Genomic DNA, 25,592 nt, shown 5'->3' on the forward strand with positions numbered 1-25,592 from the left:
TTTACTTCCCCTTCTTCTTCGGAGCCGCCGTCTTCTTGGCGGGCGCTTTCTTGACAGCCGTCTTCTTGGCCGCCGGCTTCGCCGCCTTCGCGGTCGTCGCAGCCGTCTTCTTGGCCGCGGCTTTCTTCTTCGCCGGCGCTTCCACGGCCGGCGCCTTCTTGGCCGCGGCGCGCTTCACCTTCACCGGCGCCAACGCCTTCTCCGCCATTGGGGCGAGCGCCGTACCGAGCGCACCCGACTCCACCAGCAAGACATCCGACCACAACACGTGATACGTGCTCACGTCCGTGAACGGCAGGATCTGCACGTTCGGCAAGTTGCGACCCGACAAGTACACGTTCGGCTTCACACCGTCCGTCAGGATCAACACCTTGCGCGTCGTCAACTCAAGACGCGCCAGCAACTGCGTCAGCTTCTGCGTCTTCGGCGCGTCATACTGGAACGCGTCGATGATCAGCAGCGCGCCTTCGCTGGCCCGGGCGTTCAGCGCGCTCTTGCGCGCGAGCGCGCGCACCTGGCGCGGCACGATTTCCGTGTACTTGCGCGGACGCGGACCGAACACCGTACCGCCACCCACCCAAACGGGCGAACGCGTCGAGCCGGAACGAGCCCGGCCAGTGCCCTTCTGCTTCCACGGCTTCTGATTGCCGCCGACCACTTCGCCACGCGTCTTCGTCGACGCGTTGCCCTGGCGCTGATTGGCCAGGAAGGCCTTCACGGCCTGGTGCATCACCGGCAAGTTGATCGTGCCATCAAAGGTCGCGCCCGGCAACGCGATCTTCTCGCGGGGCGTGCCCTGCGCCGAATACGCGGCGGCTTCAAAGTTCAAGGTTTCAGCCATCGGTTCAGCCCTGCTTGCGGACGAGGACGATCCCATTGGTCGGGCCGGCCACCGAACCGCGGATATAGATCAGGTTGCGCTCCACATCGATCTTCTCAACGCGAAGGTGCGTCTGGGTGCAACGCTCGGCGCCATAATGGCCCGGCATCTTTTTGCCCTTGATGACGCGCGACGGATCCGTGCCGGGTCCGATGGAACCGGGACGGCGGTGCTTGGTGTTACCGTGCGTGTTCGGTCCACCACCGAAGCCCCAGCGCTTGACGACGCCCTGGAACCCACGGCCCTTCGACGTTCCGGTCACCTTGACGGTGTCACCCGGCGCGAAGATGTCGACCTTGATCACATCGCCCACAGCGTACGTCGGAATCTCCGGGTCCTTCCCCGGCGCGTCATCGAGGCGAAACGAGCGCAGCACCGCTGGCGCCGTGTCAAGATTCGCCTTCTGCGCGTGTCCGAGCTCCGCCTTCGTGGCACGCGAACCCTTCGGCGTGCGCTCTCCCTTCTTCGACGGGCGCGCGTTGCGCTGCGCACCATAGCCGAGTTCGACCGACGCAAAGCCCGCCTTCTCCTTCGTCATAACCTTCGTGACGGGATTCGGCGTCGCCTCGACGACGGTCACGGGGATCTGCTGCCCCGCCTCATTAAAGATCTGGGTCATCCCCAGTTTTTTTCCAATAATACCGATCATTGATTCCTCTGTGCGTAGTCACGGCTGGGCAACCATGCGCTGCCACGAAATGCCGTTGGACTGAGACTTCAACTGCGAGTTGGCGGTTCACCGTTAACCGATACCGGTTGACCGATCACTCGTAGTTGCAGTTCGCTACTCCACCTTGATCTCGACATCCACACCGGCCGGCAGATCGAGCTTCGTCAGCGCGTCTACCGTCTGGGCCTTGGAGTCGAGAATGTCGATCACCCGCTTGTGCGTCTTCAGCTCGAACTGCTCGCGCGACTTCTTGTCGACGTGCGGCGAACGGAGCACCGTCCAACGCTGCGTCTTCGTCGGGAGCGGAATCGGACCCGACACCTGCGCCCCAGTCTTTTCAGCGGTGCGCACGATGTCGCCCGCGGCCTGATCAATCACCGCGTGGTCGAACGCCTTCAAACGAATACGGATTCTGCCAGCCATATGTGCTTCCTTGTGAAAAACGAGCGTACGGTTGCCGGTTTTCGGTTGTCGGCGTCCGAGACCGGAGCACCGACAACCGTGAACTCGTTGTTGCTTACGCGAGGATCTTGGTCACGACGCCAGCGCCCACCGTGCGGCCACCTTCACGAATCGCGAAGCGGAGCTGCTCTTCCATCGCGACCGGGGTGATGAGCTCGATGACCATCTGGATGTTGTCGCCCGGCATCACCATCTCCGTGCCGGCCGGCAACTCGATGTTCCCCGTCACGTCCGTCGTGCGAAGGTAGAACTGCGGGCGATAGCCCTTGAAGAACGGCGTGTGACGGCCGCCTTCATCCTTCGTGAGGACGTACACTTCCGCTTCGAACTTCGTGTGCGGAGGAATCGAGCCCGGCTTCGCCAACACCATGCCGCGTTCGATGTCGTTCTTGTCCACGCCGCGGAGCAGGAGGCCGACGTTGTCGCCCGCCTGACCGTCGTCGAGGAGCTTGCGGAACATTTCGACGCCCGTCACGATCGACTTCTTGGTCGAGCCGAAGCCAACCAGTTCGATTTCGTCGCCCGTCTTGATCTTGCCACGCTCAATACGGCCCGTCGCCACCGTGCCACGACCGGTGATCGAGAACACGTCTTCGACCGGCATCAAGAACGGCTTGTCAACTTCGCGCACCGGCTGCGGAATCCAGGTGTCGATCGCGTCGTAAAGCTCCTGGATCTTGTCGACCCACTGCTTCTCGCCGTCAATCGCACGCATGGCCGCGCCACGAATCACCGGGGCGTTGTCGCCATCATAGTTGTACTTCGAGAGGAGCTCGCGCACCTCAAGTTCGACGAGATCCAGCAGTTCGGAATCTTCGACGAGATCGCACTTGTTCAGGAACACGACGATCTTCGGCACGTTCACCTGGCGAGCCAGGAGGATGTGCTCGCGCGTCTGCGGCATCGGGCCGTCAACCGCGCTCACCACCAGGATCGCGCCGTCCATCTGCGCGGCACCCGTGATCATGTTCTTGACGTAATCGGCGTGACCTGGGCAGTCGACGTGCGCGTAGTGACGGTTGCCCGTCTCGTACTCGACGTGCGAGGTCGCGATCGTCAGAATCTTCGTGGGGTCACGACGACCCTGCGATTCCGACGCCTTCGCGACCTGGTCATACGCGATGTACTTGGTGCCGTAACCCAAATCGAACGACAACTTGGTCAGTGCCGCCGTAAGGGTCGTCTTGCCGTGGTCGACGTGTCCGATCGTACCGACGTTCACGTGCGGCTTCGTGCGCTCGAACTTTGCCTTGGCCATTGTCGAATCCTGCTGCTGGTTGTTGAGAAATGAATCGGGTCTACTGCTTTGCCTTCGCGACGATCTCTTCTGCCTTCGCCTTCGGTACTTCGTCGTAATGCGCAAACTCCATCGAGTATACGGCGCGCCCCTGCGTCATGGACCGGAGCTTCGTCGAGTACCCAAACATTTCGGAGAGCGGCACCGTCGCGGCGATCGCTTGCGCTTCGCCACGCTGTGTCATGCCCCCCACTTTGCCGCGGCGGCTCGAGATGTCGCCGAGTACGTCGCCCATATACGCCTCGGGCGTCACGACTTCGACATTCATCATCGGCTCAAGCAGGACGGGATGCGCCTGCCGTGCGGCTTCCTTGATCGCCATGGAACCGGCGATTTTGAACGCCATTTCGCTGGAGTCGACGTCATGGTACGAACCGAAAATCAGTTCGACCTTCACGTCCACCATCGGGTAACCCGCCAGCACACCGTTCTCGAGAGCTTCCTTGATGCCCGCTTCGATCGGCTTGATGTATTCACGCGGAATCACGCCGCCGGAAATCTTGTCTTCAAACACAAACCCGTGCCCATGCTCGGCCGGCATCGCGTTGATGACGCAGTGGCCGTACTGGCCCTTACCACCCGACTGACGGATGAACTTGCCTTCAATCTTGTTGACCCGGTCGCGAATCGTTTCGCGATAGGCGACCTGCGGACGACCGACGTTCGCGTCCACCTTGAACTCGCGCATCATGCGGTCCACGATGATTTCGAGGTGCAACTCACCCATCCCCGAAATGATCGTCTGTCCCGTCTCGGCATCCGTGTGGACGCGGAACGTGGGGTCTTCTTCGGCCAGCTTCGAGAGCGCGATACCCATCTTGTCCTGGTCGGCCTTGGTCTTCGGCTCAACCGCAACGTCGATGACGGGCGTCGGGAACTTCATCGCCTCGAGAATGATCGGATGATCTTCGTCGCACAGCGTGTCGCCCGTGCGCGCTTCCTTCAGACCGATCGCGGCGGCGATGTCGCCCGCGCGCACTTCTTCGATCTCTTCACGCTTGTTCGCGTGCATCTGCAGCAAACGGCCAATGCGTTCGCGCTTGTCCTTCGACGCGTTGAACAAGTGCGCGCCGGACTTCAGCACGCCCGAGTACACACGGAAGAACGTCAGACGGCCGACGAACGGATCGGTCGCGATCTTGAACGCCAACGCCGAGAACGGCGCCGCATCGTCCACTTCGCGCGTCACGAACGTCTCGTCGTGCGACGGGAGGTGCCCCTGCATCGGCGGCACATCCTGCGGCGACGGCAGGAAGTCGATCACGGCGTCGAGCAACGCCTGCACACCCTTGTTCTTAAACGAGGCGCCGCAGAGCACCGGCACAAAATGCATCTTCACCGTTGCCGAACGAATGGCGTGACGGATTTCGTCGTCCGTCAACACCTCCCCATCGAGATACTTCTGGATGAGTTCGTCGTCGTACTGAATCGCGGCCTCCACCAACTCGTGGCGCGTCTTCTCGACGAGTTCCTTCATGTCGTCCGGGACGTCGGTGACCGTGAAGGTCTTACCCAGCGTCTCGTTATCAAAGATGTACTGCTTGCGTTCGATGACGTCGATGTGACCGGTGAACAGCTCGCCCGAACCCACCGGAAGCTGCAGGGCATGCGCATCCTTCGACAGCCGGTCACGGATCATGTCCATGCAGCGGTAGAAGTTGGCGCCCGTACGGTCCATCTTGTTCGCGAAAATCATGCGCGGCACGCGGTACCGATCCGCCTGGCGCCACACCGTTTCGGTCTGCGGCTCCACACCGGCTACTGAGTCGAGCAACGCGACGGCGCCGTCAAGGACGCGGAGCGAGCGCTCCACTTCGACGGTGAAGTCCACGTGGCCCGGGGTGTCGATGATGTTGATGCGGTACTCGGGGCCCGTCGCCGAACCCGTGTCCTGCGTCTGACCGTGGCGCTTCCAGAAGCACGTCGTCGCGGCCGACGTAATCGTGATGCCGCGTTCCTGCTCCTGCTCCATCCAATCCATCGTAGCCGCACCATCGTGCACCTCGCCGATCTTGTGCGACTTCCCCGTGTAATAGAGAATGCGCTCAGTCGTCGTGGTCTTACCGGCATCGATGTGGGCCATGATGCCGATATTGCGGTAGTACTTCAGTTCGGTGGTGCGAGCCATCGTTACTGTGTCCTCTATCGACTCGAAACCGCGTAACTCGCGGAAAGTTGAAACCAGATCCAGTGCTGCAAAACCACGAAATACAAATGCGGGTGGATCAGCACCCCGCCCCGTTGCGCTTACGCGCCCGGGCCGAAGCCGGTATCCATCCGCTCTCGCCGGGTACATCCGCCACTGCTGCACGGAAGGGGACCCACGGCGCGCTGGGAGATTGTCCATCAGCCGCATTCTCTACCGCGGCCGTTCCCAAACGTCTAGTTGTCCTGCGTTCTTTTTCGGGAGCCGGTTGCGTGCGCACGAAGCGCAATGCCACCAGCCGATTGTATCCCGCAATCTCCGCGCGATTCACGTGCCGAAGCACGTTCCAGAATCGTTGGCGAACCCATAAGTGCCGGCACGCAGTACGCCGGCTGTGCACTCAAGGCCTAAAGCACGTTTGCCCAGAGCCTTAAGAAGATACTCGCGAACACCCTTAAGTCAACGGCCAACGCTCGAATATTCAAAGGGCTGCGGCACGATCGCCGCAGCCCTTTGACACCCGAAGAAAACCCGAAGAAAACCCGACTACCAGCGGTAGTGCGCGAACGCCTTGTTCGCTTCTGCCATGCGGTGCGTGTCTTCCTTTTTCTTGACGGCGTTGCCTTCGCCCTTGCTCGCCGCAATCACTTCCGCCGCCAACTTCTCGGCCATCGACTTTTCGTTGCGGTCGCGCGAATAGCTGATCAGCCAGCGCATCGCCAGCGCCGTACGGCGCTCGGGACGCACTTCGACTGGCACCTGGTACGTGGCACCGCCAACGCGGCGGCTCTTCACTTCCACCACCGGCTTCAGATTCGTCAGCGCCTGCTTGAACACATTCACGCCCGGCTGCTGCGTGCGCGCTTCCACGAGATCCATCGCCCCGTAGAAAATGCGCTCGCCCACGGCCTTCTTCCCCTGATACATCAGGACGTTGATGAACTTCGACACCGTCTGGCTGTCGTAGCGCGCGTCGGGGAGAATGACACGCTTTACACTCTTCTTGCGGCGGCTCACTTCTTACCTCCGGTGGCGGCGCCAGCCTTCGGCTTTTTGGTGCCGTACTTGGAACGGCTCTTGTTGCGGCCCGCGACGCCAGAGGCGTCGAGCTTGCCACGTACGATATGGTAGCGCACACCCGGCAAATCCTTTACACGGCCGCCGCGAATGAGCACAATCGAGTGCTCCTGCAGGTTGTGGCCTTCGCCCGGGATGTAGGCGGTGACTTCGAATCCGTTGGTCAAACGGATACGCGCAACCTTACGGAGCGCGGAGTTCGGCTTCTTCGGGGTGGTGGTGTACACGCGAGTGCACACGCCCCGCTTGAAGGGGTTCGCCTTGAGCGCAGGAGCCTTGTCTTTGGCGACAACGGCCCGACGGCTCTGGCGAACGAGCTGGTTAATCGTCGGCATTCTACTCTACGATGTTTGTCGATCTGCTTCTACGTGGATCGCCCGGCGGGCGGCACGAAACAGTCTTTCAAGATAGTAGGCTCTGCGGTGAGGGTCAACGGGGCTGGCCGAGTAAACGGAGCCGCCCACCCCCAAGGGGGGGCCACCCCCCCTCAAAACCCGCCCCCGCTCATCGCTGACCCTCCCAGAACCCTCAGTTGAGCGAGTCAATCGGCAACTCGTCGCGCAGGCGGACCGCTCGCTCAAACTCGCCAAGCAGATGAGCCACGGAGTTGGCATAGTAGCTCACCAACTCTCTCCCCTTCGGCAAGATCAAATACCCCTCACCGGTGCGCGCGATCACGCGACGCATCCGCAATAACTCATACGCCCGATCAAGCGTGTCGTCCACGGGCTCGTCCGGCGCCAGCACGTGGTGTGCGTTGTGCAACAGCGACGTCCGCAGTTCGCTAATGCGATCGAGCAGTGCGCGCCGTCCGATGTACTCGTTCTCGAAGGTTTGCAACGCCGCACATACCAGCGGGACCGGCGGCACCGGAATGATCGCGCCAATACGCTGCATCACATCGTCGGCCATCACCTGCACCTCGGCTAAACGCTCGTGCCGCTCGAGCGAAAACAAATCACAGCCGCGCGCATGTAACGCTTCGACCCACGGTTGCACCGGCACGGGCTCGCCGATCACCACGGCCGCCGTGCCGTACCGCTTCCAGCGCCGCGCCACGAGACGCCACACATTCCATCCCGTAAAACGCCCCACCTCCCACGCCTGCGCGAGCCGGCCCGTGGTGCGCTCACCGCCCTGCGCGCGTAACTCGCGCAACAGCGTGCGGTCTTCGAGCACGCGATCGTAGTTGATTGCCACCGGCACGATATACATCCGCTCGAGAAACCCGGGCTCGCGCGCCACGCCAAGGATGTAGTCGAAGAGTCCGATCTTCGCCGGACGCAGTCGGCCGTCGCGGGTGAGCCCGCCCTCGGGAAAAATTCCCTGCGTGACGCCGTTGCGCGTGATGAGCTGCACGTAGCGCTCAAGCACAGTGTGATACAGCGGCTCCCGGTACCGGCGGCGAATGAAGTACGAACCAAAACTCTTGAAGATGTATTCGAGCGGAAAGACACGCGCCCACTCCCCAACGGCGTACGAGATGGCCACCTGCCCCGCAAGCGCGTAGCCGGCGAACACATAGTCCGCGTTCGATCGGTGGTTCATCAGATAAATCACAATCGACTCGCGTGGGAGCGCATCAAACGATTCGCGCCGTGCGTGCCGTACCTCGGTGCGGTAAAACAGATTGATCACCGCACGCGAGAGCGAAATCCCGTACTCGTAATACGCGAGCAGGTTGAACACGGGGACGATCTCGTCCACATACACACGCACGCGTTTCCACACCGCCGCTTCTGGCATGCGGTGTTCGGTGGCGTGGGCGCGCACGGCCGCGGTAATTGTTTCGTCGGAAAGCAACGCCTCCGAGATGTACGACTTACTCGTGAGTTTGAAGCGATCCACGCGCGCCCGGAAACGGCGCACCGCACCGCGCGCCGCGCGCCGCGTAAAGCGGCGCCACGCCACCGCGCCGAGCACGGCAAAGATGCCGACCGAGAATGCGGCGGCCGCGAGCTTGGCGCTTTCAGCCTCTACCGTACGCCCTCGTCGGCGTGCGCGAGCGCGGCCCAGTCGCGCGGCTCATCGGTAACGGGGCGCAGAATCACCACGCCCGCCACCACCATCGCCAACAGAATCAGAATGGCAAAGGCCTGCCCCGTGAGTACGGGCATCCCCATCCGCTCTACCGTCACGTAGGTCGTAAGCCCCCACAGCGCGGGGCCGGTGACGGCCGAGAACCGGCCGACCATGCTATACAAACCGTAGAACTCCCCGACGCGATCCGGCGGCGTGAGGCGCAGCATGTAGGGGCGGTCGGCGGCCCACGTGCCGCCAAGCGACATCCCTGCGCCGCAGGCTACCACGTACAGCCAGCTGATGGGGAGCCGGAAGAGTCCTATGCACGCCGCGAGCGCGAACGTGACGAGCCAACAGGAGAGAATGATATTGAGCGTCTTTTTTGGTCCGATGCGATCCACCACCTGGCCCCACAGGACGCCGCCGAGAATCGCGGTGGTGATCGCGCTGGTCAGCACGAGCTTGGCGCGCGCCTCGCCCGCTTCAGCACTGAGCCCCGTGCCGATGGCCACGTTCACCGTGTACAGCGTCATGAAGGCAATCACGGTGTTGATGGCGTCGGTATAGAACGCGCGTCCAATCAAGAAGCGCAGCAGCCCGGGAAACCGCCGGCCAGACTTCAGCGTCGTGAAGGTCTCTCCAACGGCCTCGATGATCGCGCTTGGGCGAAAAATGGGACGTGGATTCGGATTCCCGCGCTCTTGAACCAAAAAGAAACAGGGGAGCGCAATGAGCAAGAACAACAGCGCGATCGCCTGAAACACGCTGGTCTTGTCACCCGGAAACAGAAAGCCGAGCGCCACGGCAATGTACGATCCGAGGTATCCGAGCCCCACCGCGAGTCCGTTGATACGCCCGCGGTTCTCCTCGGTACTCACTTCAGGAAGCATTGAATCGTAAAACTGGACGCCGGCTTGATACCCGCCGTTGGCAATCACGAAGAGAATCACCGTTAGCCAAAACGGACCCCGTGTCATCACGGCCGTCGCGCCACACGAGATCAGCGTGGCCCATATCAGGAACGGCATGCGGCGGCGGGCGCGATCGGTCATCGCGCCGAGCAGCGGGCTGAGCAGGAACATCAACCCCATCGCTACGGAGGTCACGGCGCCGAGGACGGAGTCGGCGCGCGCCGCTCCCACGCGCTCTCGCACAAACACGGGGAAGTAGAGCGAGAGCACGCCCATGGTAAAAATCACATTGGCCACGTCGTAGAGAATCCAGCTCACGACGGCACTGCGGCGGATGACGCGGGGAGTGTCGGTCATAGAGGAGGAATGTGGTGCGCGGCGGCTTCCGGCGCGAGGGTGTGTGCCGCGCGAGTCGCCGCCGCTCGAGGCCACGGCACGCCACGCTTCGCCCGTTCTCCTTACACCCAAAACACAAACGCCCCGCTCGGCGAACCGAGCGGGGCGTTGTGCGTCGTATCCTCCAGCCGTCCTACTCTTCGCCTGGCAGCGGCGCAAACGGCGACGCGGCTTCGGCGAGTGGCGTGCCGACGAGACCCGGCAGCCCTACCGCTGCCGGCTCGGTGCCGAACGGAGCGTCGGCAGACGGCGGCGGCGTGATGTCCATCTCCACTTCCTGGTACCGGTACATACCCGTACCGGCCGGGATGAGGTGGCCGATGATGATGTTTTCCTTGAGGCCGAGGAGGTTGTCCTTGGCGCCACGGATCGCGGCATCGGTGAGCACCCGGGTTGTTTCCTGGAAGCTCGCGGCCGAAATGAAGCTCTGCGTCGTGAGCGACGCCTTGGTGATACCAAGGAGCAGCGGCTCGCTCGTGGACGGCTTGTTCTTCTTCTTCTTCGCCTTGTCGTTGGCGTCGCGGAAGACGGCCTTGTCCACGTTCTCGCCCTCGAGGAACTCGGTGTCCCCCGACTCCATCACGCGCACTTTCTGCAACATCTGGCGCACAATCACGCCGATGTGTTTGTCGTTGATCTTCACGCCCTGCAGGCGGTACACTTCCTGCACTTCGTTGAGCAGGTATTCCTGCACCGCGCGCGGGCCCTTGATGCGCAAAATGTCGTGCGGGTTCACCGGTCCTTCCGACAGACGGTCACCGGCGCGCACGCGATCGCCCTCGTGCACGCGCAAGTGCTTGCCCGAGCCCACTTCGTAGAGATGCGGCTCGATCTGTTCATCGGCCGATCCATCCGCCTTGAGCTGCGACACGAAGATCTCGCGCTTGCCGCGCTTGATCTCGCCGAAGCGAACGATGCCGTCCACTTCGGAAATCGTCGCCGGGTCCTTCGGACGACGCGCTTCGAACAGTTCCGCCACACGCGGCAGACCGCCGGTGATGTCGCGGGTCTTGTACGCTTCGCGGTTGACCTTGGCCAAGATCGTGCCGGCCGTGATCTCGTCGCCGTTCTCGACGATGAGCTGTGCGCCCACCGGGATCACGAAGTCGCGGACGCGCTTTTCCTTGCCGCCCTTGGTGCTCCAGATCTCGATGTGCGGGTGCAGCTTCTTTTCGCGGTCTTCGATCACGACGCGCTGACGGAGACCCGTCAGTTCGTCGAGCTCTTCCGACATCGACTCTTCTTCGACGAGGTCCACGAAACGAATCTCGCCCGCCACGTCCGCGATGATCGGGTTGGTGTACGGATCCCACGAGAAGATCACCTGCTCCTTCGCCACTTCCGAGGCATCCTTGACGAGCAGGATGGCGCCGAGCGGCACCTGCAGGCGCGCCGTGATCGCGGCGTTCTTGTCCTTGGTGGCGCGAATGAAGATCTCGCCTTCATACGACGTCACAATCTGCTGGTTCTCCGCATTGGTGACGCTGATCAAACGGTCACCGTACTCGATGACACCGGCCACCTTCGACTTACGGGCAGTCTGCTCGGCAATACGTGCAGCGGTACCACCGATGTGGAACGTACGCAGCGTCAGCTGCGTGCCCGGCTCGCCGATCGACTGCGCGGCAATAATACCGACCGCTTCGCCGATATCGACCATATCCATCGTGGCCAAGTTACGGCCGTAGCACATGCGGCAGAGTCCGCGCTTGGCTTCGCAGGTGAGCACCGAGCGAATCTTGATGGATTCGATGCCCGACTCTTCGATGGCCTTCGCGGTTTCTTCACTGATCATCTGACCCGACTCGACGAGCAGCGCGCGGCGGCCCGACTCGTCGAGCAGCTGCGGATCTTCGACGTCCTCGGCAGCCACGTTGCCGACAATGCGCTCGGACAGAGCTTCGATGATGTCCTCGCCTTCCTTCAGCGCGGCCACTTCGAGTCCCATCACCGTTCCGCAATCTTCCTCGGAGATCGTCACGTCCTGTGCGACGTCGCAGAGGCGACGCGTGAGATAGCCGGCGTCGGCCGTCTTGAGCGCCGTATCCGCGAGACCCTTACGAGCGCCGTGCGTGGACGAGAAGTACTCGAGCACGGACAGCCCTTCGCGGAAGTTCGACTTGATCGGATTTTCGATGATTTCGCCGATGCCGCCGGTGAGCTTCTTCTGCGGCTTCGCCATCAGGCCGCGCATACCAGCGAGCTGACGGATCTGGTCGCGTGAACCACGCGAGCCGGAATCGAACATCATGAACACCGGGTTGAACCCGTTCTGCGATTCGCGCATGCGCTTGACCATCGCCTCGGCGATGTCGTTGTTCGCGTGCGTCCAGGTGTCGATGACCTTATTGTAGCGTTCGCCGTTCGTGATGTTGCCGGTCTGGTAGGCCTTGGTGAAGCGCTCAACGCGCGTCGTGGCCTCTTCGAGCAAGCCCTCCTTCTCGGCCGGGATTTCCAAATCCTCAATACCGATCGACACACCGCCGCGCGTGGCGTTGCGGAAGCCGAAATCCTTGAGCTTGTCGAGCAGTTCAACCGTCGTGGCGAGCCCGGCGTGCCGATACGACTCGAACACGATTTCGGACAGCGCCTTCTTTTTCATGTCGCGGTTCTGATACGGCAACTGCGTCGGCACGATTTCGTTGAACATGACGCGACCGGCCGTCGTGATGACCCACGACACCTTACCGTCTTGCTCCACGAGGTACTTGAGCGCCGAGTGCGTGGTGAGATGGCCGAGGGCCATCGCCATTTCGACTTCGGTCGCCGTCGAGAACGCCCGCAACGCCTTCTGCTGCTTGGCGTCCTTGAGCAGTTCCTCATAGCCCGGCGGGGCCTTGGTGGCGAAGTAGCAACCCAACACGATGTCCTGGCTGGGCTCAGCTACCGGGCGTCCGTCGGCCGGCTTCAGAATGTTGTTCGACGACAGCATCAGCACACGCGCTTCGAGCTGCGCTTCCGGCGACAGCGGCACGTGCACGGCCATCTGGTCACCGTCGAAGTCGGCGTTGAACGCCGCGCAGACGAGCGGGTGAATACGAATGGCCTTGCCTTCGACGAGCACCGGCTCAAACGCCTGAATACCGAGGCGGTGAAGCGTCGGGGCGCGGTTGAGCAACACCGGGTGATCGCGAATGATCTCTTCGAGGATTTCGTACACCTCGGCCGACTCGCGCTCCACAATCTTCTTGGCGCGCTTGACGGTCTCGGCGATGCCCTTCTCGACGAGCTTGTGAATGATGAACGGCTTGAAGAGTTCCAGCGCCATTGCCTTCGGCAAACCGCACTGGTGCAGCTTCAGCTCGGGACCCACGACGATGACCGAACGGCCCGAGTAGTCCACGCGCTTGCCGAGCAGGTTCTGACGGAACCGGCCCTGCTTGCCCTTGAGCATGTCGCTGAGCGACTTGAGCGGGCGCTTGCCACGGCCACGAATGGCCTTGGAGCGACGGCCGTTGTCGAACAGCGCGTCCACCGCTTCCTGCAGCATGCGCTTCTCGTTCCGGAGAATGACTTCCGGCGCGCGATGCACGATGAGCTTCTGGAGGCGGTTGTTACGGTTGATCACGCGACGGTACAGATCGTTGAGATCCGAGGTCGCAAAACGACCGCCGTCGAGCGGCACCAGCGGACGGAGATCCGGCGGGATTACCGGAATCACGTCGAGGATCATCCATTCCGGCTTGTTGCGCACGCCACCGTTGTCGCCCGAGTTGCGGAAGGCGTCCACGATTTTGAGGCGCTTGAGCATCTGCTTCTTCTTATGCTGCGACGTCTCCGTCACCACCTGCGTGCGGAGCTCTTCGGCCACCTTGTCGACGTCGAGGCGGCGCAACAGATCGCGCACGGCCGGCGCGCCGATGTCGGCGAAGAAGGCGGTGTCGCCCTCTTCCTTCGCCTTCATGCGCAAATTCAGGTACTGCTCTTCGTCGAGGAGCTCGTTCGTGCGCACTTCCTGCTCGCCGGGCTCGATGACGACGTAGTTCGAATAGTAGACGACCTTTTCGAGATCACGGAGCGTGAGATCGAGCAGGTTGCCCATCGGGCTCGGCAACGTCTTGAAGAACCAGATGTGCGCCACCGGCACGGCCAACTCAATGTGGCCCATGCGGTCGCGACGCACCTTGCTCAGCGTGACTTCAACGCCGCAGCGATCGCAAATGACGCCGCGATAGCGGATGCGCTTGTACTTACCGCAATGGCATTCCCAGTCCTTGACCGGACCAAAGATGCGCTCGCAGAACAAGCCGTCCTTTTCAGGCTTGAACGACCGATAGTTGATCGTTTCTGGCTTGGTGACTTCGCCCCACGACCACCACGAGCGGAGCCCGGCCATTTCGAGCCGTTCCCGTTCCTTGGAGTCCTTGGGTCCGCGAATCTCCTCGGGGGAGGCGATGCGGATCTGGATATAGTCGAACGCGGAAGCGCGCGTATCGCGCGCGTTGCGGAAATCGATCATCGGTTATTCCTCACCAGCGCTAAAGGGCAACCCACTGTAACCACCCTCTGCATTGGCATCCATGGTGACGTGGATCCCGAGGGCCTGCAGTTCCTTCACCAACACGTTGAACGACTCCGGCGTACCCGGCTCGGGCATGTTCTGCCCCTTCACGATCGCTTCGTACACGCGCGACCGGCCGTTCACGTCGTCCGACTTCACCGTGAGGATTTCCTGCAGCGTGTGCGCGGCGCCGTACGCCTCGAGCGCCCACACTTCCATTTCGCCGAAACGCTGGCCGCCGAACTGCGCCTTGCCGGCGAGCGGCTGCTGCGTGACGAGCGAATACGGTCCAATGGACCGGGCGTGAATCTTGTCGTCGACCAAGTGGCTCAGCTTGAGCATGTACACGGTGCCGACCGTGACCGCCGACGAGAACCCTTCGCCGGTGCGACCGTCGCGCAGGCGAATCTTACCGGCCGGCGTCAGGCCGGCGGCGGTAATCATTTCCAACGACGCCGCATTGGCATCGCTCTCGCCCTTCGGACCGAGCATGCCGGCCATCGCCGGTAGCCCGTTGGACACGAGCAGCTCCGCGGGCGACAGCGCCGCGCGCTTCTCGAGTTCCTTGAGCGCCTTCTTGGCATCGGCCTTCTGCGTCGCCGACGCCGTCTCGTCCTCCGCCACCGACCCGTGGAACGCGATGGCGTGCTTGAGGTTCGTCAGTTCCTGCTCGGCCAGATCCTTCGCCGCATTCGTGATGTAGTCGCGCACGCGATGGAACACATCCTTCGCTTCCGCCGACATCCCACGCGCATTGAGTTCGTTCAGGTTCGCATCACGCAGCAACTCGACCTTCTCCTCGCCCACCGGCGGGCGAAGTTCCGTGAGGAAGCCGAGGATTTCCGTATCGTTGATGTCGAGCACCGGCGTGCGCAGGTCGAGCGCGTCGTGCGACCAGCGCAGTGACGCGAGACGCATGAGCAACCCGATTTCTTTTTCGTTCGCGCCGCTGAATACCGGCGTCTTGGCGTAGAAGCCGAGGATCTTCGCGGCCCACCCGAGGTGGGTTTCGAGGATCTGCCCGACGTTCATTCGGGACGGCACGCCGAGCGGATTGAGGACGATGTCCACCGGACGTCCATCCGGGAGGAACGGCATGTCTTCTTCCGGCACGATGCGCGCCACGATGCCCTTGTTGCCGTGACGGCCGGCCATCTTGTCGCCCACCGAGATCTTACGCTTCTCGGCGAGGTAGACCTTCACGAGCTGAATCACGCCCGGCGGCAATTCGTCGGGCTGGAGAATACGGTCAATGCGCTCTTCCGCCTTCTCTTCGAGCTTCGCCTTGACGTGATTGGCGGCCTCGATGATCTCGCGGATGTCGTCGTTGACCTTCTTGCTCTCAACGCGGAACGTCTTGAGGTCGAGCGTCGCGAGACGGATGCCGTCGAGCACTTCGGTGGTCAGCTTTGTGCCCGCCGGAATGGCCTCTTCGACCGTGCCCGACTTGAGCGCCAACGCGACCGTCTGTCCTTCGAGCATCACCTTGAGTTCGGCATCGCGCACGTCGTTCACGCGCACCTTCTCCTCGCCCTCGAGCCGGCGCACGTCACCAATGCGCTCGCCGCGATCCTTTTCGACCACCTGGTCTTCAATACGCGAGAAGATCTTGCAGTCGATGACGACGCCTTCCATACCCGGCGGCACCTTGAGCGACGAATCCTTCACGTCCTTGGCCTTTTCGCCGAAGATGGCCGTGAGGAGTTTTTCTTCCGGCGACAGTTCCGTCTCGCCCTTCGGCGTGATCTTGCCGACGAGGATGTCGCCCGGGCGCACATGCGCGCCAATACGCACAATGCCGCGCTCGTCCAGATCCACCAGCGACTCTTCCGACACGTTCGGAATTTCGCGCGTGATTTCTTCCTGACCGCGCTTGGTGTCGCGGACGTGGAGTTCGAGTTCCTGAATGTGGATCGACGAATAGACGTCGTCCTTCACCAGGCGCTCGCTCAAAATGATGGCGTCTTCGAAGTTGTGGCCGTACCAGCTCATGAACGCGACGAGCACGTTGGAGCCGAGGGCCAACTGGCCGTGCTCGGTCGCGGCGCCGTCGGCGAGGACTTCGCCGGCCTTCACTTTCTGACCGAGCTTGACGATCGGCCGCTGGTTGATGGCGGTGTCCTGGTTGGTACGCACGTACTTCTTGACGTGATATCGGTCGAGCTGCGTAAGGCGAGCGAGCGGGGCGTCCGCGCCCTTCTTGCCCTTCTCCACGGCGCCGGCATCAACGAGAATCTCGTCGGCCGTGACGCGGGTGACGATGCCCGCGCGACGCGCGATTACCGTCGCGCCGGAATGGCGAGCCACGGTCTCTTCGAGCCCCGTGCCGACCACCGGCGTCTGCGGATTGAGGAGCGGCACCGCCTGACGTTGCATGTTCGAGCCCATCAACGCGCGGTTGGCGTCGTCGTGCTCGAGGAACGGAATGAGCGCCGCGGCGATCGAGACGAGCTGCTCGGGCGCGACGTCCATGTAATCGATACGGCTCGGCGTCACGAGCGGGAAGTCGCCCTGCTGACGGCAGAGCACCAGCGACTCGAGGAACGTGTGGTCGGGATTCAGCAGCGCCGACGCCTGCGCGATCGTCGCTTCCTCTTCACGATTGGCGTCGAGCCACGCGAGTTCGTTGGTCACCTTGCCGTTCTTGACGATGCGGTACGGCGTCTCAATGAAGCCGAGGTCGTTGACGCGCGCGAAGCACGCCAGCGACGTGATGAGTCCGATGTTCGGACCTTCCGGCGTTTCGATGGGGCACATGCGGCCGTACTGCGAATAGTGCACGTCACGGACTTCAAAGCCGGCGCGCTCGCGCGTCAGGCCGCCCGGTCCAAGCGCCGACAGACGACGCTTGTGCGTCAACTCGGCGAGCGGATTGGTCTGGTCCATGAACTGCGACAGCTGTGACGATCCGAAGAACGCCTGAATGACCGCCGACACCGTACGGGCGTTGACGAGGTCGTCGAGGGCAATCTTCTCGCTGTCCTGATTGATGCTCATGCGCTCCTTGACCAAGCGCGCCATACGCGACAGGCCCACGGAGAACTGGTTGGCGATGAGTTCGCCCACTGAGCGGATACGACGGTTGCCCAAGTGATCGATGTCGTCCACATGGCCGCGGCCTTCGTGGAGTTCCACGAGGTAACGGATGATGGCAACGAAATCTTCCTTCGTGAGCACGGTCTGATTGGCCGGCGTGTTGAGGCCGAGCCGCTGATTGATTTTGTAGCGGCCGACACGACCGAGGTCGTAGCGCTTGGGGCTGAAGAACAGCCGCTCAAGGGCCTGCTTGGCCGTTTCCTTGTTGGGCGCATCGCCCGGACGCAGCAGCGAATAGATCTGCTTGAGCGCTTCGTCTTCAGCGCGCGTCGGATCCTTGGCGAGCGTGTTCTTGATGAGCGTGCTTTCGGCGCGGCCACTCACGACAAAGCAGCGGGCCTTGATGATCCCGTGCTTCCGCAGGCGCTTGGCCAGCGTTTCCTTGAGCGCCTGACCGGCTTCGGCGACGACTTCACCCGTTTCCGGGTCCACTTCGTCCACCGCGATGATGCGCGGGGTGGGACGGTCGCCGCGTTCGATCGCGTCGAGCTCGTCGCGTACGTCGACGGTCGTGTAGCTGGCGAACACCTTTACGGTGTCGACCTTCTGGCGGCGGAGGCGGTTGAACACCTCTTCCGTGAGTTCGTCGCCCTGACGCACGAGCAGTGCGTTCTCGGAACGCTCGCGCTCGGCGCGGGCCTTCTTGGTCTTGGCCTTGGGGGCGTCGTCGGCTGTGGCTTCGCCCGGCAACTCGATGTCCTCGGCGACGATCGCGCCCAGGACTTCGCGGTTTTCGGCGCGCCCTTCACGCTTGCGCGTGAGGTCGAGGTCGCGCACGGCGAAGAAGAGGCGGAGGATGTCCGCGTTGTTCCCGAAGCCGAACGCGCGGAGGAGCGCGGTGGCCGGGAACTTCTTCTTCTTGTCGATGTGGACGTAGATGATGTCGTGGATGTCGACGGTAAACTCAACCCACGAGCCGCGGAACGGGATAATGCGCGACGAGATCAGGCGCTGCCCGTTCGGGTGCGTCGACTCTTCGAACACCACACCCGGCGAGCGGTGCAGCTGACTCACGATCACGCGTTCGGCGCCGTTGATGACGAACGTGCCGAGGCCCGTGAGGAGGGGGAGTTCCCCGAGATAGACTTCCTTCTCGATCTGATTCTTGACGCGCTTCTTGCCGTCGGCCGCATTTTCCTCAAACACCGTGAGGGCGAGCGTGGCCTTGAGCGGCGCGGAGTACGTCATGTCGCGCTCGATGCACTCTTCAACAGAGTACTTCGGCTCGCCAAGCGTATAGCGCTTGAAGTCGAGTGAGAAATTCTCATGGACGTCGGTGATCGGGAACAGGTCTTTAAAGACCCGTTCGAGGCCGACGTCTTCGCGATCGTGCGCGGCGGCGTCGAGCTGGAGCAACGACTCGAACGCGCGTGTCTGGATGTCGAGCAAGTGGGGCATTTCCATGCCGTGCTCGAGCTTTCCGAAGGAAATCTGTTTGATCATATCAACCCGGGTTCACCCTGTGACAGGCGAAAACCGCCCCGCCCCGTCGCCGCGGGAAATCGCGGCGCGGAGTGGAGCGCAAGGAACTTCAGTTGTTGCGAGGAACGAATGCCGTCATGTCGGAGACCAAGTGAGAGAAGGGGAGCGTACCGGGGGCCGGGATCGAATCCCGGCCCCGGCACGAACCACTTGCCCTTACTTGATCTCGACGACGGCGCCCTGCTCTTCCAGCTTCGCCTTCATTGCCGCGGCTTCGTCCTTCGTCGCGCTCGGACGCACCACCTGCGGTGCACCGTCCACCATGTCCTTGGCTTCCTTCAGGCCAAGACCGGTGAGTTCGCGGACAACCTTGATGACCTGAATCTTCTTGGCGCCGGCTTCCTTGAGGATGACCGAGAACTCGGTCTGCTCTTCGACGGCAGCCGCACCGCCAGCCGCACCTGCACCGCCCGGCGCCGCAGCGACGGCCGAGATGGTCACATTGAACTTCGTCTTGAAAGCGTCGATGAGCTCGGCGAGATCGATGACCGACATAGTGCCGATCGCCTCGAGAATCTCGTCCTTGCCGATGGTCGCGTTAGCCATTGTTGCAATCTCCGTGGAATCCCCCAGGCATTCCTGGGGCGTTTGTGTGTCAGGCAGACGCCTGGGGAATCAGTTGGCGGAAGCTTCTTCGAGCTGGGTCTTTCTCGCTTCGAGCGCGAGGGCGAACATGGCGAGGACGCTGTTGAAGCAGCCCAAGAGCTGCCCAAGTGCCTCGTCGCGGGTCGGGAGGGCGGCGAGCTTCTTCACCAACGCCGCATCCACCACCGCACCTTCGTAGAGCCCACCCTTCACCGTCGGACGCGCGTCGTTCTCTTTCGCGAAGTCGGTGAGGAGCTTGGCTGCGGCCACCGCATCCTTCGCGACGACAACACCCGTGGGTCCCTTCAGTCGCACGCCCGCCAAGCCGCTTTCGTTCACGGCCTTCAGCGCGAGAGTGTTCTTGATGACCACGTACTCCACGCCGGCCTTACGGAACCGGCGGCGGAGTTCGGTCATCCGCTTCACGTTCAGCCCCGTGAAGTCGGTGTAATAGAGCGCCGAGGCGCCCTTCATTTTTTCTTTGAGCTCAATGACGAGCTGTTCCTTTTCGGTGCGCTTCATCGCGGGTTACCGGTAGGGGGTGGTGTCGACCCGCACGCCCGGGCCCATCGTGCTGCTCACGGCGACCGTCTTCACGTACACGCCCTTTGCCGCTGCCGGCTTGGAGCGAATGATCGTGTCCATGAGGGCCTGAAAGTTCGACTCGAGCGACTCGAGTTCGAACGAAACCTTGCCAATCGCAGCGTGCACATTGCCACCCTTGTCGACACGGAATTCGATCTTGCCGGCCTTGGTCTCCTTCACCGCCTGGCCAACGTTGAACGTCACCGTACCGGCCTTCGGGTTCGGCATCAAACCGCGGGGACCGAGCACGCGACCGAGTGCGCCGATCTGCCCCATCTGGTCCGGGGTCGCGATCATGATGTCAAAGTCGAGCCAGCCTTCCTTGATCTTGGCGATGTACTCGGAGCCGACAAAATCGGCACCGGCCGCCTCCGCTTCCTTCGCCTTGTCGCCAACGGCGATGACGAGGACGCGCACCGTCTTACCCGTACCGGCCGGCAGCACCACCGTGCCGCGGACGACCTGGTCCGCGTGACGCGGATCCACGCCGAGGCGAATCGCAACGTCGACGGTCTCGTCGAACTTTGCAAACGCCGCCTTCTTGACGAGCTCGAGCGCCGTCTTCGGCTGGTACTGCGACTCCAGCTGACGCGACTCCGCCGCCTTGAGGAACTTCTTTCCGTGAGTACGCATCAGCCGATGACCTCCACGCCCATCGAACGCGCCGCGCCGGCGATCATCGCCATAGCGGACTCGACCGACTCCGTGTTCAGATCGGGCATCTTGAGCTCGGCAATCACCTTGATCTGCGCCTTGGTGATCTTGCCGACCTTGTTACGGTTGGGCTGACCTGACCCCTTCTCCAGTCCAATCGCCTTCTTGATGAGGATCGCCGCAGGCGGCGTCTTCAGAATGAAGGTGAAAGACTTGTCGGTATAAATCGTGATCTCGACCGGGAGAATCGTATCCTGGCCCTGCGTCCGAGCGTTAAACTCTTTGCAGAACGCCATGATGTTGATTCCCTGCGGGCCGAGCGCGGTACCGACCGGCGGGGCCGGGTTCGCCTTACCTGCAGGAATCTGCAGTTTGACGAAACCAGCGACCTTCTTTGCCATGGGACTCCCCTAGACACGTGAAGCGGACCACGGCCGATGCGCGAGAACCGCGATCGGAGAGTGGTGCCGCTGACTGCCACGGTGTGTTTAACGTCGTTGTGGTAGCCGACGGTGCGCTTCTCGCTGTGTTGCAGCTGCCCCGCGCAAGGGCACGATCTCTTCTATTGAACTGCGACTGCTACTGCTGTTTACGTAGACCGTTATCGGTACATCGTTCACCGAAAACGACCGAACAATACGAAGTTAGTGCGCCTTCAACTGCAGGTAATCGAGCTCCACCGACGTCGGCCGGCCGAACAACGACACCGACACGCGAACCTTCCCCTTGTCCGGCATCACTTCTTCAACCGTTCCATTGAAATCCGTGAACGGTCCTTCCGTGATCGCCACGGCCTGACCCACGAGGAACGGAATCTCTTCCTTTGGTACTTCTTCCACGGCTTCGTCGGCAATGCCGAGGAGGCGGTTCACTTCATCCGTGCGCAACGCCTGCGGCTCGCGATCCTTGCCGATGAACTTGATCACACCCTGGATCCCGTTCACCTGGTGCAACGTCTCCTGGTTCACGACCATTTCGACGAGCACGTAGCCCGGATACACCTTCCGCTCGACCGTCACCTTCTTGCCATTCTTGATCTCGACCACCTGCTCTGTCGGGACCAACGCCTGCCGCACAAGACGATGTTCCGCAGGCGTGAGATCAGCTTCGATCTTGCGCAGGAGCAGCGTCTTCACCTTGTTCTCGTGCCCAGACGTGGTCTGGACCGCGTACCACCGATGCGTCACCTCAGCCCCCGAAGAGCGCTGGGATCCATCGAACCAGCACGCTCTGCAGCAACAGATCCATCAGCCAGATCACGCCGCCAATCAACAGCGACAGCGAAATGACGCCAATGGACAACTGGCGCACCTGCGGCATGTCGGGCCACGTCACTTTGCGCATTTCGGCCATGACGTCGTGATAAAACGTCACGACGCGCTGCACCGGGCTCAGCTGAGGAGCGGCAACAGGTACGGCCATTACTTGGTTTCCTTATGCACGACGTGCTTGTTGCACCGCGGGCAATACTTCTTCCACTCGACGCGCTCCGGATGGGTGCGCTTGTTCTTCATCGTGAAGTAGTTGCGGTTCTTGCAGTCGCCACAGGCGAGGATAATCTTTTCGCGAGCCATAGCCCGTTATCTCTTTGGTTGCGCCTTCGTGTATTGACGGTTCACGGTTGACCGTCCCCGTGGCACATTCGCGCCATGAACAACACCTGCAACAACACCTGCAACAACACCCTCACAAACACGTGCACCAACGCTGTCACCTGCCGTCCTGCGAGAGCACGCAATCGGGATCGAACCGATGACCTCATCCTTACCAAGGATGTGCTCTACCGACTGAGCTATGCGTGCAACGCGACTGCCTTCCACATCCCGCAGCAACGCCCCGCTGTCCCGCTTGTCCCGCTTGTCCCGCTTGTTCAGCTTGTTCAGCCGACCTTAGCCGCCCATCGCGTCGTCGGCCCCCTCGTCAGTCCGTGCTGCAACGACCTACGCACTGCAGAGCGGGAGACGGGGCTCGAACCCGCGACATCAAGCTTGGAAGGCTTGCGCTCTACCAGCTGAGCTACTCCCGCAAACCTCAATCGTACCTGCCGTACACTTCACTTACACTTCACTTACACTTCACTGCTGGCGCGCCGACCTTCACCGCACCAACCACACATATCAATGGTGGGGGAAGGATTCGAACCTTCGAAGGCTTGCGCCGGCAGATTTACAGTCTGCTCCCGTTGGCCACTTAGGTACCCCACCGCAGCGTGACCGTTCTGCCACGCCTATGGCCCAAGTCCGACTTACATCGACAGCAGAGCTGACGGCGAGAATCGAACTCGCAACCGCCTGATTACAAATCAGGTGCTCTGCCAATTGAGCTACGTCAGCGGCAGGCCATTTGCGCGAGACTCTTAGAATACCTTGCTGGCTGCCTCTAGTCAAGCCGTTGAGGCGCACAGCGTTAGGACTCGCCGGCAGGCCGTTCTCGCCCCTCAGCGAACCTTCTTCCAGCGCGTCCCGGCCGTACCGTCTTCAATCGCTATCCCCTTGTCTTCCAACATCTTGCGGATGCGATCGGCCTCAGCAAAATCCCGCCGCTGGCGGGCGGCCACCCGGTCGCGCAACAACGACTCTACCCACGACACGAGTTCGGCGTCGTCCACGACCCGGTCTGGCACGATGTCGAACACGGCGTTGACCTGACGGAATGCCTCGCGGGCCCGCCCCAGCGCCTCGACGCTCTCACCACCGCTATCAAACTCGCGATTCGCCGCCGTGATGAACTCAAACAGCGCGGCCATGCCGCGCGGCGCGTTGAGGTCATCAGCAAAGGCCGTCGTCGCCTCGACGAGCAGCGTTTCCGCCGCTTCCGCAAGCGCGGTCGTTCCGGCCGACTCACGCTGCAAGCGCTCCACGAAATCGCCCACGCGACGCACCGCTTCAATCGATCCTTCCAGCGCCTCGCCCGAGAGATTCAGCTGCTTGCGATAGTGCGTCGAGAACATAAAGTGCCGCACCGCCGCCGCACTTACACCATTCGCCTTGAGGTCCGCGACCGTCGTCACATTGCCAACGCGCTTGGCCATCTTGGCGCCGTCAATGTTCAGGAATTCGCCGTGTGACCAGAAACGGCTGAACGTCTTTCCGGTGGCGGCTTCGCTCTGCGCGATTTCGTCTTCGTGATGCGGGAACTGCAAATCCACCGCACCGCAATGCAGGTCAATCGTCTCGCCCAGAATGGCCATGGCCATCGCCGAGCATTCGAGATGCCAGCCGGGACGCCCGCGTCCCCACGGCGATTCCCACGCGGCGTCGCACGCTTCGTCCTCGGGCTTCGCCGCTTTCCAGAGCGCAAAGTCCTGTGCGTTTTCCTTGGCGTATTCGTCCTGTGACACGCGCGCACCGGCGCGGATTTCTCGCGTGTCGAGGCGCGAAAGTCGTCCGTAGCCGGGGAACTTGTCAATCGCGAAGTACACCGTGCCGTCTTCCGCCTTGTACGCGATCCCCTTCTGCTCGAGCCGCTGCACGAGCTCGATCATTTGCGGAATGAAATCCGTGGCCCGCGGATAATGTTCGGCGCGCTGAATGCGCAGGAACTCACGATCCTCGTGAAAAGTCACGACGACGGGATCGGTGACCTGACGAATCGTGCGGCCCTGCTCGGTGGCGCGCTTGATGATTTTGTCGTCGACGTCGGTGAGGTTCATCACCTGCTCGACGTTCCATCCGCGCTGGCGCAGCACGCGCCGCATCAGATCCTCAAAGAGGAAGGTGCGGAAGTTACCGATGTGCGCCGGGTTGTAGACCGTAGGGCCGCACGTATACAACCGCACGGTATGACCGTCGGCGGGAGCGAACAGCTCCACCTGGCGGGAGAGCGTATTGTAGAGGCGGAAGTCTGGCACGGCATAAAGCTAAGGCCGGACGGGCGAACGGTGGAGTGCAGGTGGCAAAATTCGGCCATGCAGGGGCGCTTCTTCGGCGACGACCTTTGAACCGCGTACGGTGATCCCGAGTGCCAAACAGGCACTGAGAATCTCCTCGGCCGAGGCACGGCCAAGCGGTACGCGGAGCCTTCTCCCGCGCCGCTCGACGCCAAGCCCGTGCAGGGCGAGCAGGCCAGCCGCTGCTTCGGGCGTCCGTACCTGCAGTTCAAGTGCGTGCGGGTCGCTCGTCATCGGCGTGAGACGGCCCGCACGCATCGTGAGCATCCGATGGGCCACCGTTCCCAATGGTTCCGGCTGACGGGCGGTGACGACGCAGGCGAGCCGATCGCGCGCGCCCAGCCGCCCGACGAACTCGGCAAAGCCTCGGCGCTCGTCGAGATCGTGTAGCGCGCTGAACGGATCGTCGAGGAGCAGCACCTCCGGTGCGCCGACCAGTGCGATGGCCACGCGCACCCGCGCTCTCGTGCCGGCGGCAAGTTGTGCGATCCGCACCGTGGCGAACTCGGTGAGGGCGCACCGTTCGAGGATTGCGTCGAAGTCGTCGTCGCTGCTGTCGGAGCCGGCGAGGTCGAGCCGCGCCAGCGCGTACTCGAGTGCCGCGCGCACGCCGAGGAATCCGAACTCCGATCCGTGCGCGGCAACTAGGGCTGATGGCGCGCGCCAGACGAAACCGCGATCGGGTGCGAGCAGCCCCGCGGCCAGATGCAACAACGTGCGCTTGCCAGACGCTGGGCCGCCGACGATTTCCACACACTCGCCGCGCTCCACGCGGAGGCTCGCACCGTCCACGGCGGTGACCTCCGCCGAGCATCCGTCGATGCCGATGGCGAATCGGCGGTGGACGTGACGGAGGTCGAGAACGGTGGCGGACATGGCGCCACAGTACGCGGGCGCACGCGGGCCAGCGTCACCGCATTACCGCACGCACACCCCAAA

The 25,592-nt window shown here is 62.3% G+C and carries 20 protein-coding genes and 4 tRNA genes; all 24 read right to left on the bottom strand.

Annotation, left to right across the window (positions count from 1 at the left end):
• Window position 1 precedes the first annotated feature (1 nt).
• The gene (gene rplD / locus NTZ43_01815) at window positions 2–841 is read right to left on the bottom strand and encodes a 50S ribosomal protein L4 (GenBank protein ID MCX5765950.1); all 840 of its coding nucleotides are present in this window, start codon (window positions 839–841) and stop codon (window positions 2–4) included.
• A gap of 4 nt (window positions 842–845) precedes the next feature.
• Window positions 846–1,529, bottom strand: a complete 684-nt coding sequence (gene rplC, locus NTZ43_01820; GenBank protein MCX5765951.1) for a 50S ribosomal protein L3 — start codon at window positions 1,527–1,529, stop codon at window positions 846–848.
• A gap of 135 nt (window positions 1,530–1,664) precedes the next feature.
• Window positions 1,665–1,973 carry a 30S ribosomal protein S10 gene (gene rpsJ, locus NTZ43_01825; GenBank protein ID MCX5765952.1) on the bottom strand — a complete coding sequence of 103 codons (309 nt, stop codon included), beginning with the start codon at window positions 1,971–1,973 and terminating at the stop codon, window positions 1,665–1,667.
• 94 nt (window positions 1,974–2,067) lie between these two features.
• Entirely contained in the window at window positions 2,068–3,270 is a 1,203-nt protein-coding gene (tuf, locus tag NTZ43_01830) for an elongation factor Tu (protein ID MCX5765953.1), read from the bottom strand.
• 40 nt (window positions 3,271–3,310) lie between these two features.
• Window positions 3,311–5,437 (bottom strand): elongation factor G, encoded by a 2,127-nt coding sequence (fusA, locus tag NTZ43_01835; protein MCX5765954.1) that lies wholly within the window; start codon window positions 5,435–5,437, stop codon window positions 3,311–3,313.
• 564 nt (window positions 5,438–6,001) lie between these two features.
• Window positions 6,002–6,472 carry a 30S ribosomal protein S7 gene (gene rpsG / locus NTZ43_01840; protein MCX5765955.1) on the bottom strand — a complete coding sequence of 157 codons (471 nt, stop codon included), beginning with the start codon at window positions 6,470–6,472 and terminating at the stop codon, window positions 6,002–6,004.
• Entirely contained in the window at window positions 6,469–6,867 is a 399-nt protein-coding gene (gene rpsL / locus NTZ43_01845; protein MCX5765956.1) for a 30S ribosomal protein S12, read from the bottom strand. Before rpsL ends, rpsG begins: the two co-directional genes overlap by 4 nt.
• 193 nt (window positions 6,868–7,060) lie before the next feature.
• Window positions 7,061–8,455 (bottom strand): 1-acyl-sn-glycerol-3-phosphate acyltransferase, encoded by a 1,395-nt coding sequence (locus NTZ43_01850; GenBank protein MCX5765957.1) that lies wholly within the window; start codon window positions 8,453–8,455, stop codon window positions 7,061–7,063.
• 53 nt (window positions 8,456–8,508) lie between these two features.
• Complete coding sequence (locus tag NTZ43_01855; protein ID MCX5765958.1) at window positions 8,509–9,822, bottom strand: MFS transporter; 1,314 nt, start codon at window positions 9,820–9,822, stop codon at window positions 8,509–8,511.
• A 172-nt stretch (window positions 9,823–9,994) separates the two neighbouring features.
• Window positions 9,995–14,320 carry a DNA-directed RNA polymerase subunit beta' gene (gene rpoC / locus NTZ43_01860; protein ID MCX5765959.1) on the bottom strand — a complete coding sequence of 1,442 codons (4,326 nt, stop codon included), beginning with the start codon at window positions 14,318–14,320 and terminating at the stop codon, window positions 9,995–9,997.
• Between the two features lie 3 nt (window positions 14,321–14,323).
• Window positions 14,324–18,901 carry a DNA-directed RNA polymerase subunit beta gene (rpoB, locus tag NTZ43_01865; GenBank protein ID MCX5765960.1) on the bottom strand — a complete coding sequence of 1,526 codons (4,578 nt, stop codon included), beginning with the start codon at window positions 18,899–18,901 and terminating at the stop codon, window positions 14,324–14,326.
• 195 nt (window positions 18,902–19,096) lie between these two features.
• On the bottom strand, window positions 19,097–19,486 hold the full coding sequence (rplL, locus tag NTZ43_01870; protein ID MCX5765961.1) for a 50S ribosomal protein L7/L12: 390 nt from the start codon (window positions 19,484–19,486) through the stop codon (window positions 19,097–19,099).
• A gap of 69 nt (window positions 19,487–19,555) precedes the next feature.
• Window positions 19,556–20,047 (bottom strand): 50S ribosomal protein L10, encoded by a 492-nt coding sequence (rplJ, locus tag NTZ43_01875; protein ID MCX5765962.1) that lies wholly within the window; start codon window positions 20,045–20,047, stop codon window positions 19,556–19,558.
• Window positions 20,048–20,053: 6 nt separating this feature from the next.
• Window positions 20,054–20,743, bottom strand: coding sequence for a 50S ribosomal protein L1 (rplA, locus tag NTZ43_01880; GenBank protein MCX5765963.1), 690 nt, complete (start codon window positions 20,741–20,743; stop codon window positions 20,054–20,056).
• The gene (rplK, locus tag NTZ43_01885) at window positions 20,743–21,165 is read right to left on the bottom strand and encodes a 50S ribosomal protein L11 (GenBank protein ID MCX5765964.1); all 423 of its coding nucleotides are present in this window, start codon (window positions 21,163–21,165) and stop codon (window positions 20,743–20,745) included. The genes rplA and rplK overlap by 1 nt, the downstream gene beginning before the upstream one ends.
• Before the next feature lie 243 nt (window positions 21,166–21,408).
• A complete protein-coding gene (gene nusG, locus NTZ43_01890) occupies window positions 21,409–21,951 on the bottom strand; it encodes a transcription termination/antitermination protein NusG (protein ID MCX5765965.1) in 543 nt (180 codons plus the stop codon).
• Between the two features lies 1 nt (window position 21,952).
• Entirely contained in the window at window positions 21,953–22,186 is a 234-nt protein-coding gene (gene secE / locus NTZ43_01895; protein MCX5765966.1) for a preprotein translocase subunit SecE, read from the bottom strand.
• Entirely contained in the window at window positions 22,186–22,338 is a 153-nt protein-coding gene (rpmG, locus tag NTZ43_01900) for a 50S ribosomal protein L33 (GenBank protein MCX5765967.1), read from the bottom strand. The genes secE and rpmG overlap by 1 nt, the downstream gene beginning before the upstream one ends.
• A 155-nt stretch (window positions 22,339–22,493) precedes the next feature.
• Window positions 22,494–22,566: transfer RNA gene (locus tag NTZ43_01905), tRNA-Thr, on the bottom strand.
• A gap of 151 nt (window positions 22,567–22,717) precedes the next feature.
• Window positions 22,718–22,790, bottom strand: a tRNA-Gly gene (locus NTZ43_01910).
• Between the two features lie 95 nt (window positions 22,791–22,885).
• A tRNA-Tyr gene (locus tag NTZ43_01915) sits at window positions 22,886–22,968 on the bottom strand.
• Between the two features lie 56 nt (window positions 22,969–23,024).
• A tRNA-Thr gene (locus tag NTZ43_01920) sits at window positions 23,025–23,097 on the bottom strand.
• A gap of 104 nt (window positions 23,098–23,201) precedes the next feature.
• The gene (gene cysS, locus NTZ43_01925) at window positions 23,202–24,614 is read right to left on the bottom strand and encodes a cysteine--tRNA ligase (protein MCX5765968.1); all 1,413 of its coding nucleotides are present in this window, start codon (window positions 24,612–24,614) and stop codon (window positions 23,202–23,204) included.
• 9 nt (window positions 24,615–24,623) lie between these two features.
• Window positions 24,624–25,529: an ATP-binding cassette domain-containing protein gene (locus NTZ43_01930; GenBank protein ID MCX5765969.1), complete on the bottom strand. Its 906-nt coding sequence runs from the start codon at window positions 25,527–25,529 to the stop codon at window positions 24,624–24,626.
• Window positions 25,530–25,592 lie beyond the last annotated feature (63 nt).

It is taken from the genome of Gemmatimonadota bacterium (genome assembly GCA_026387915.1).
Taxonomy (GTDB): Bacteria; Gemmatimonadota; Gemmatimonadetes; order Gemmatimonadales; family Gemmatimonadaceae; genus Fen-1231.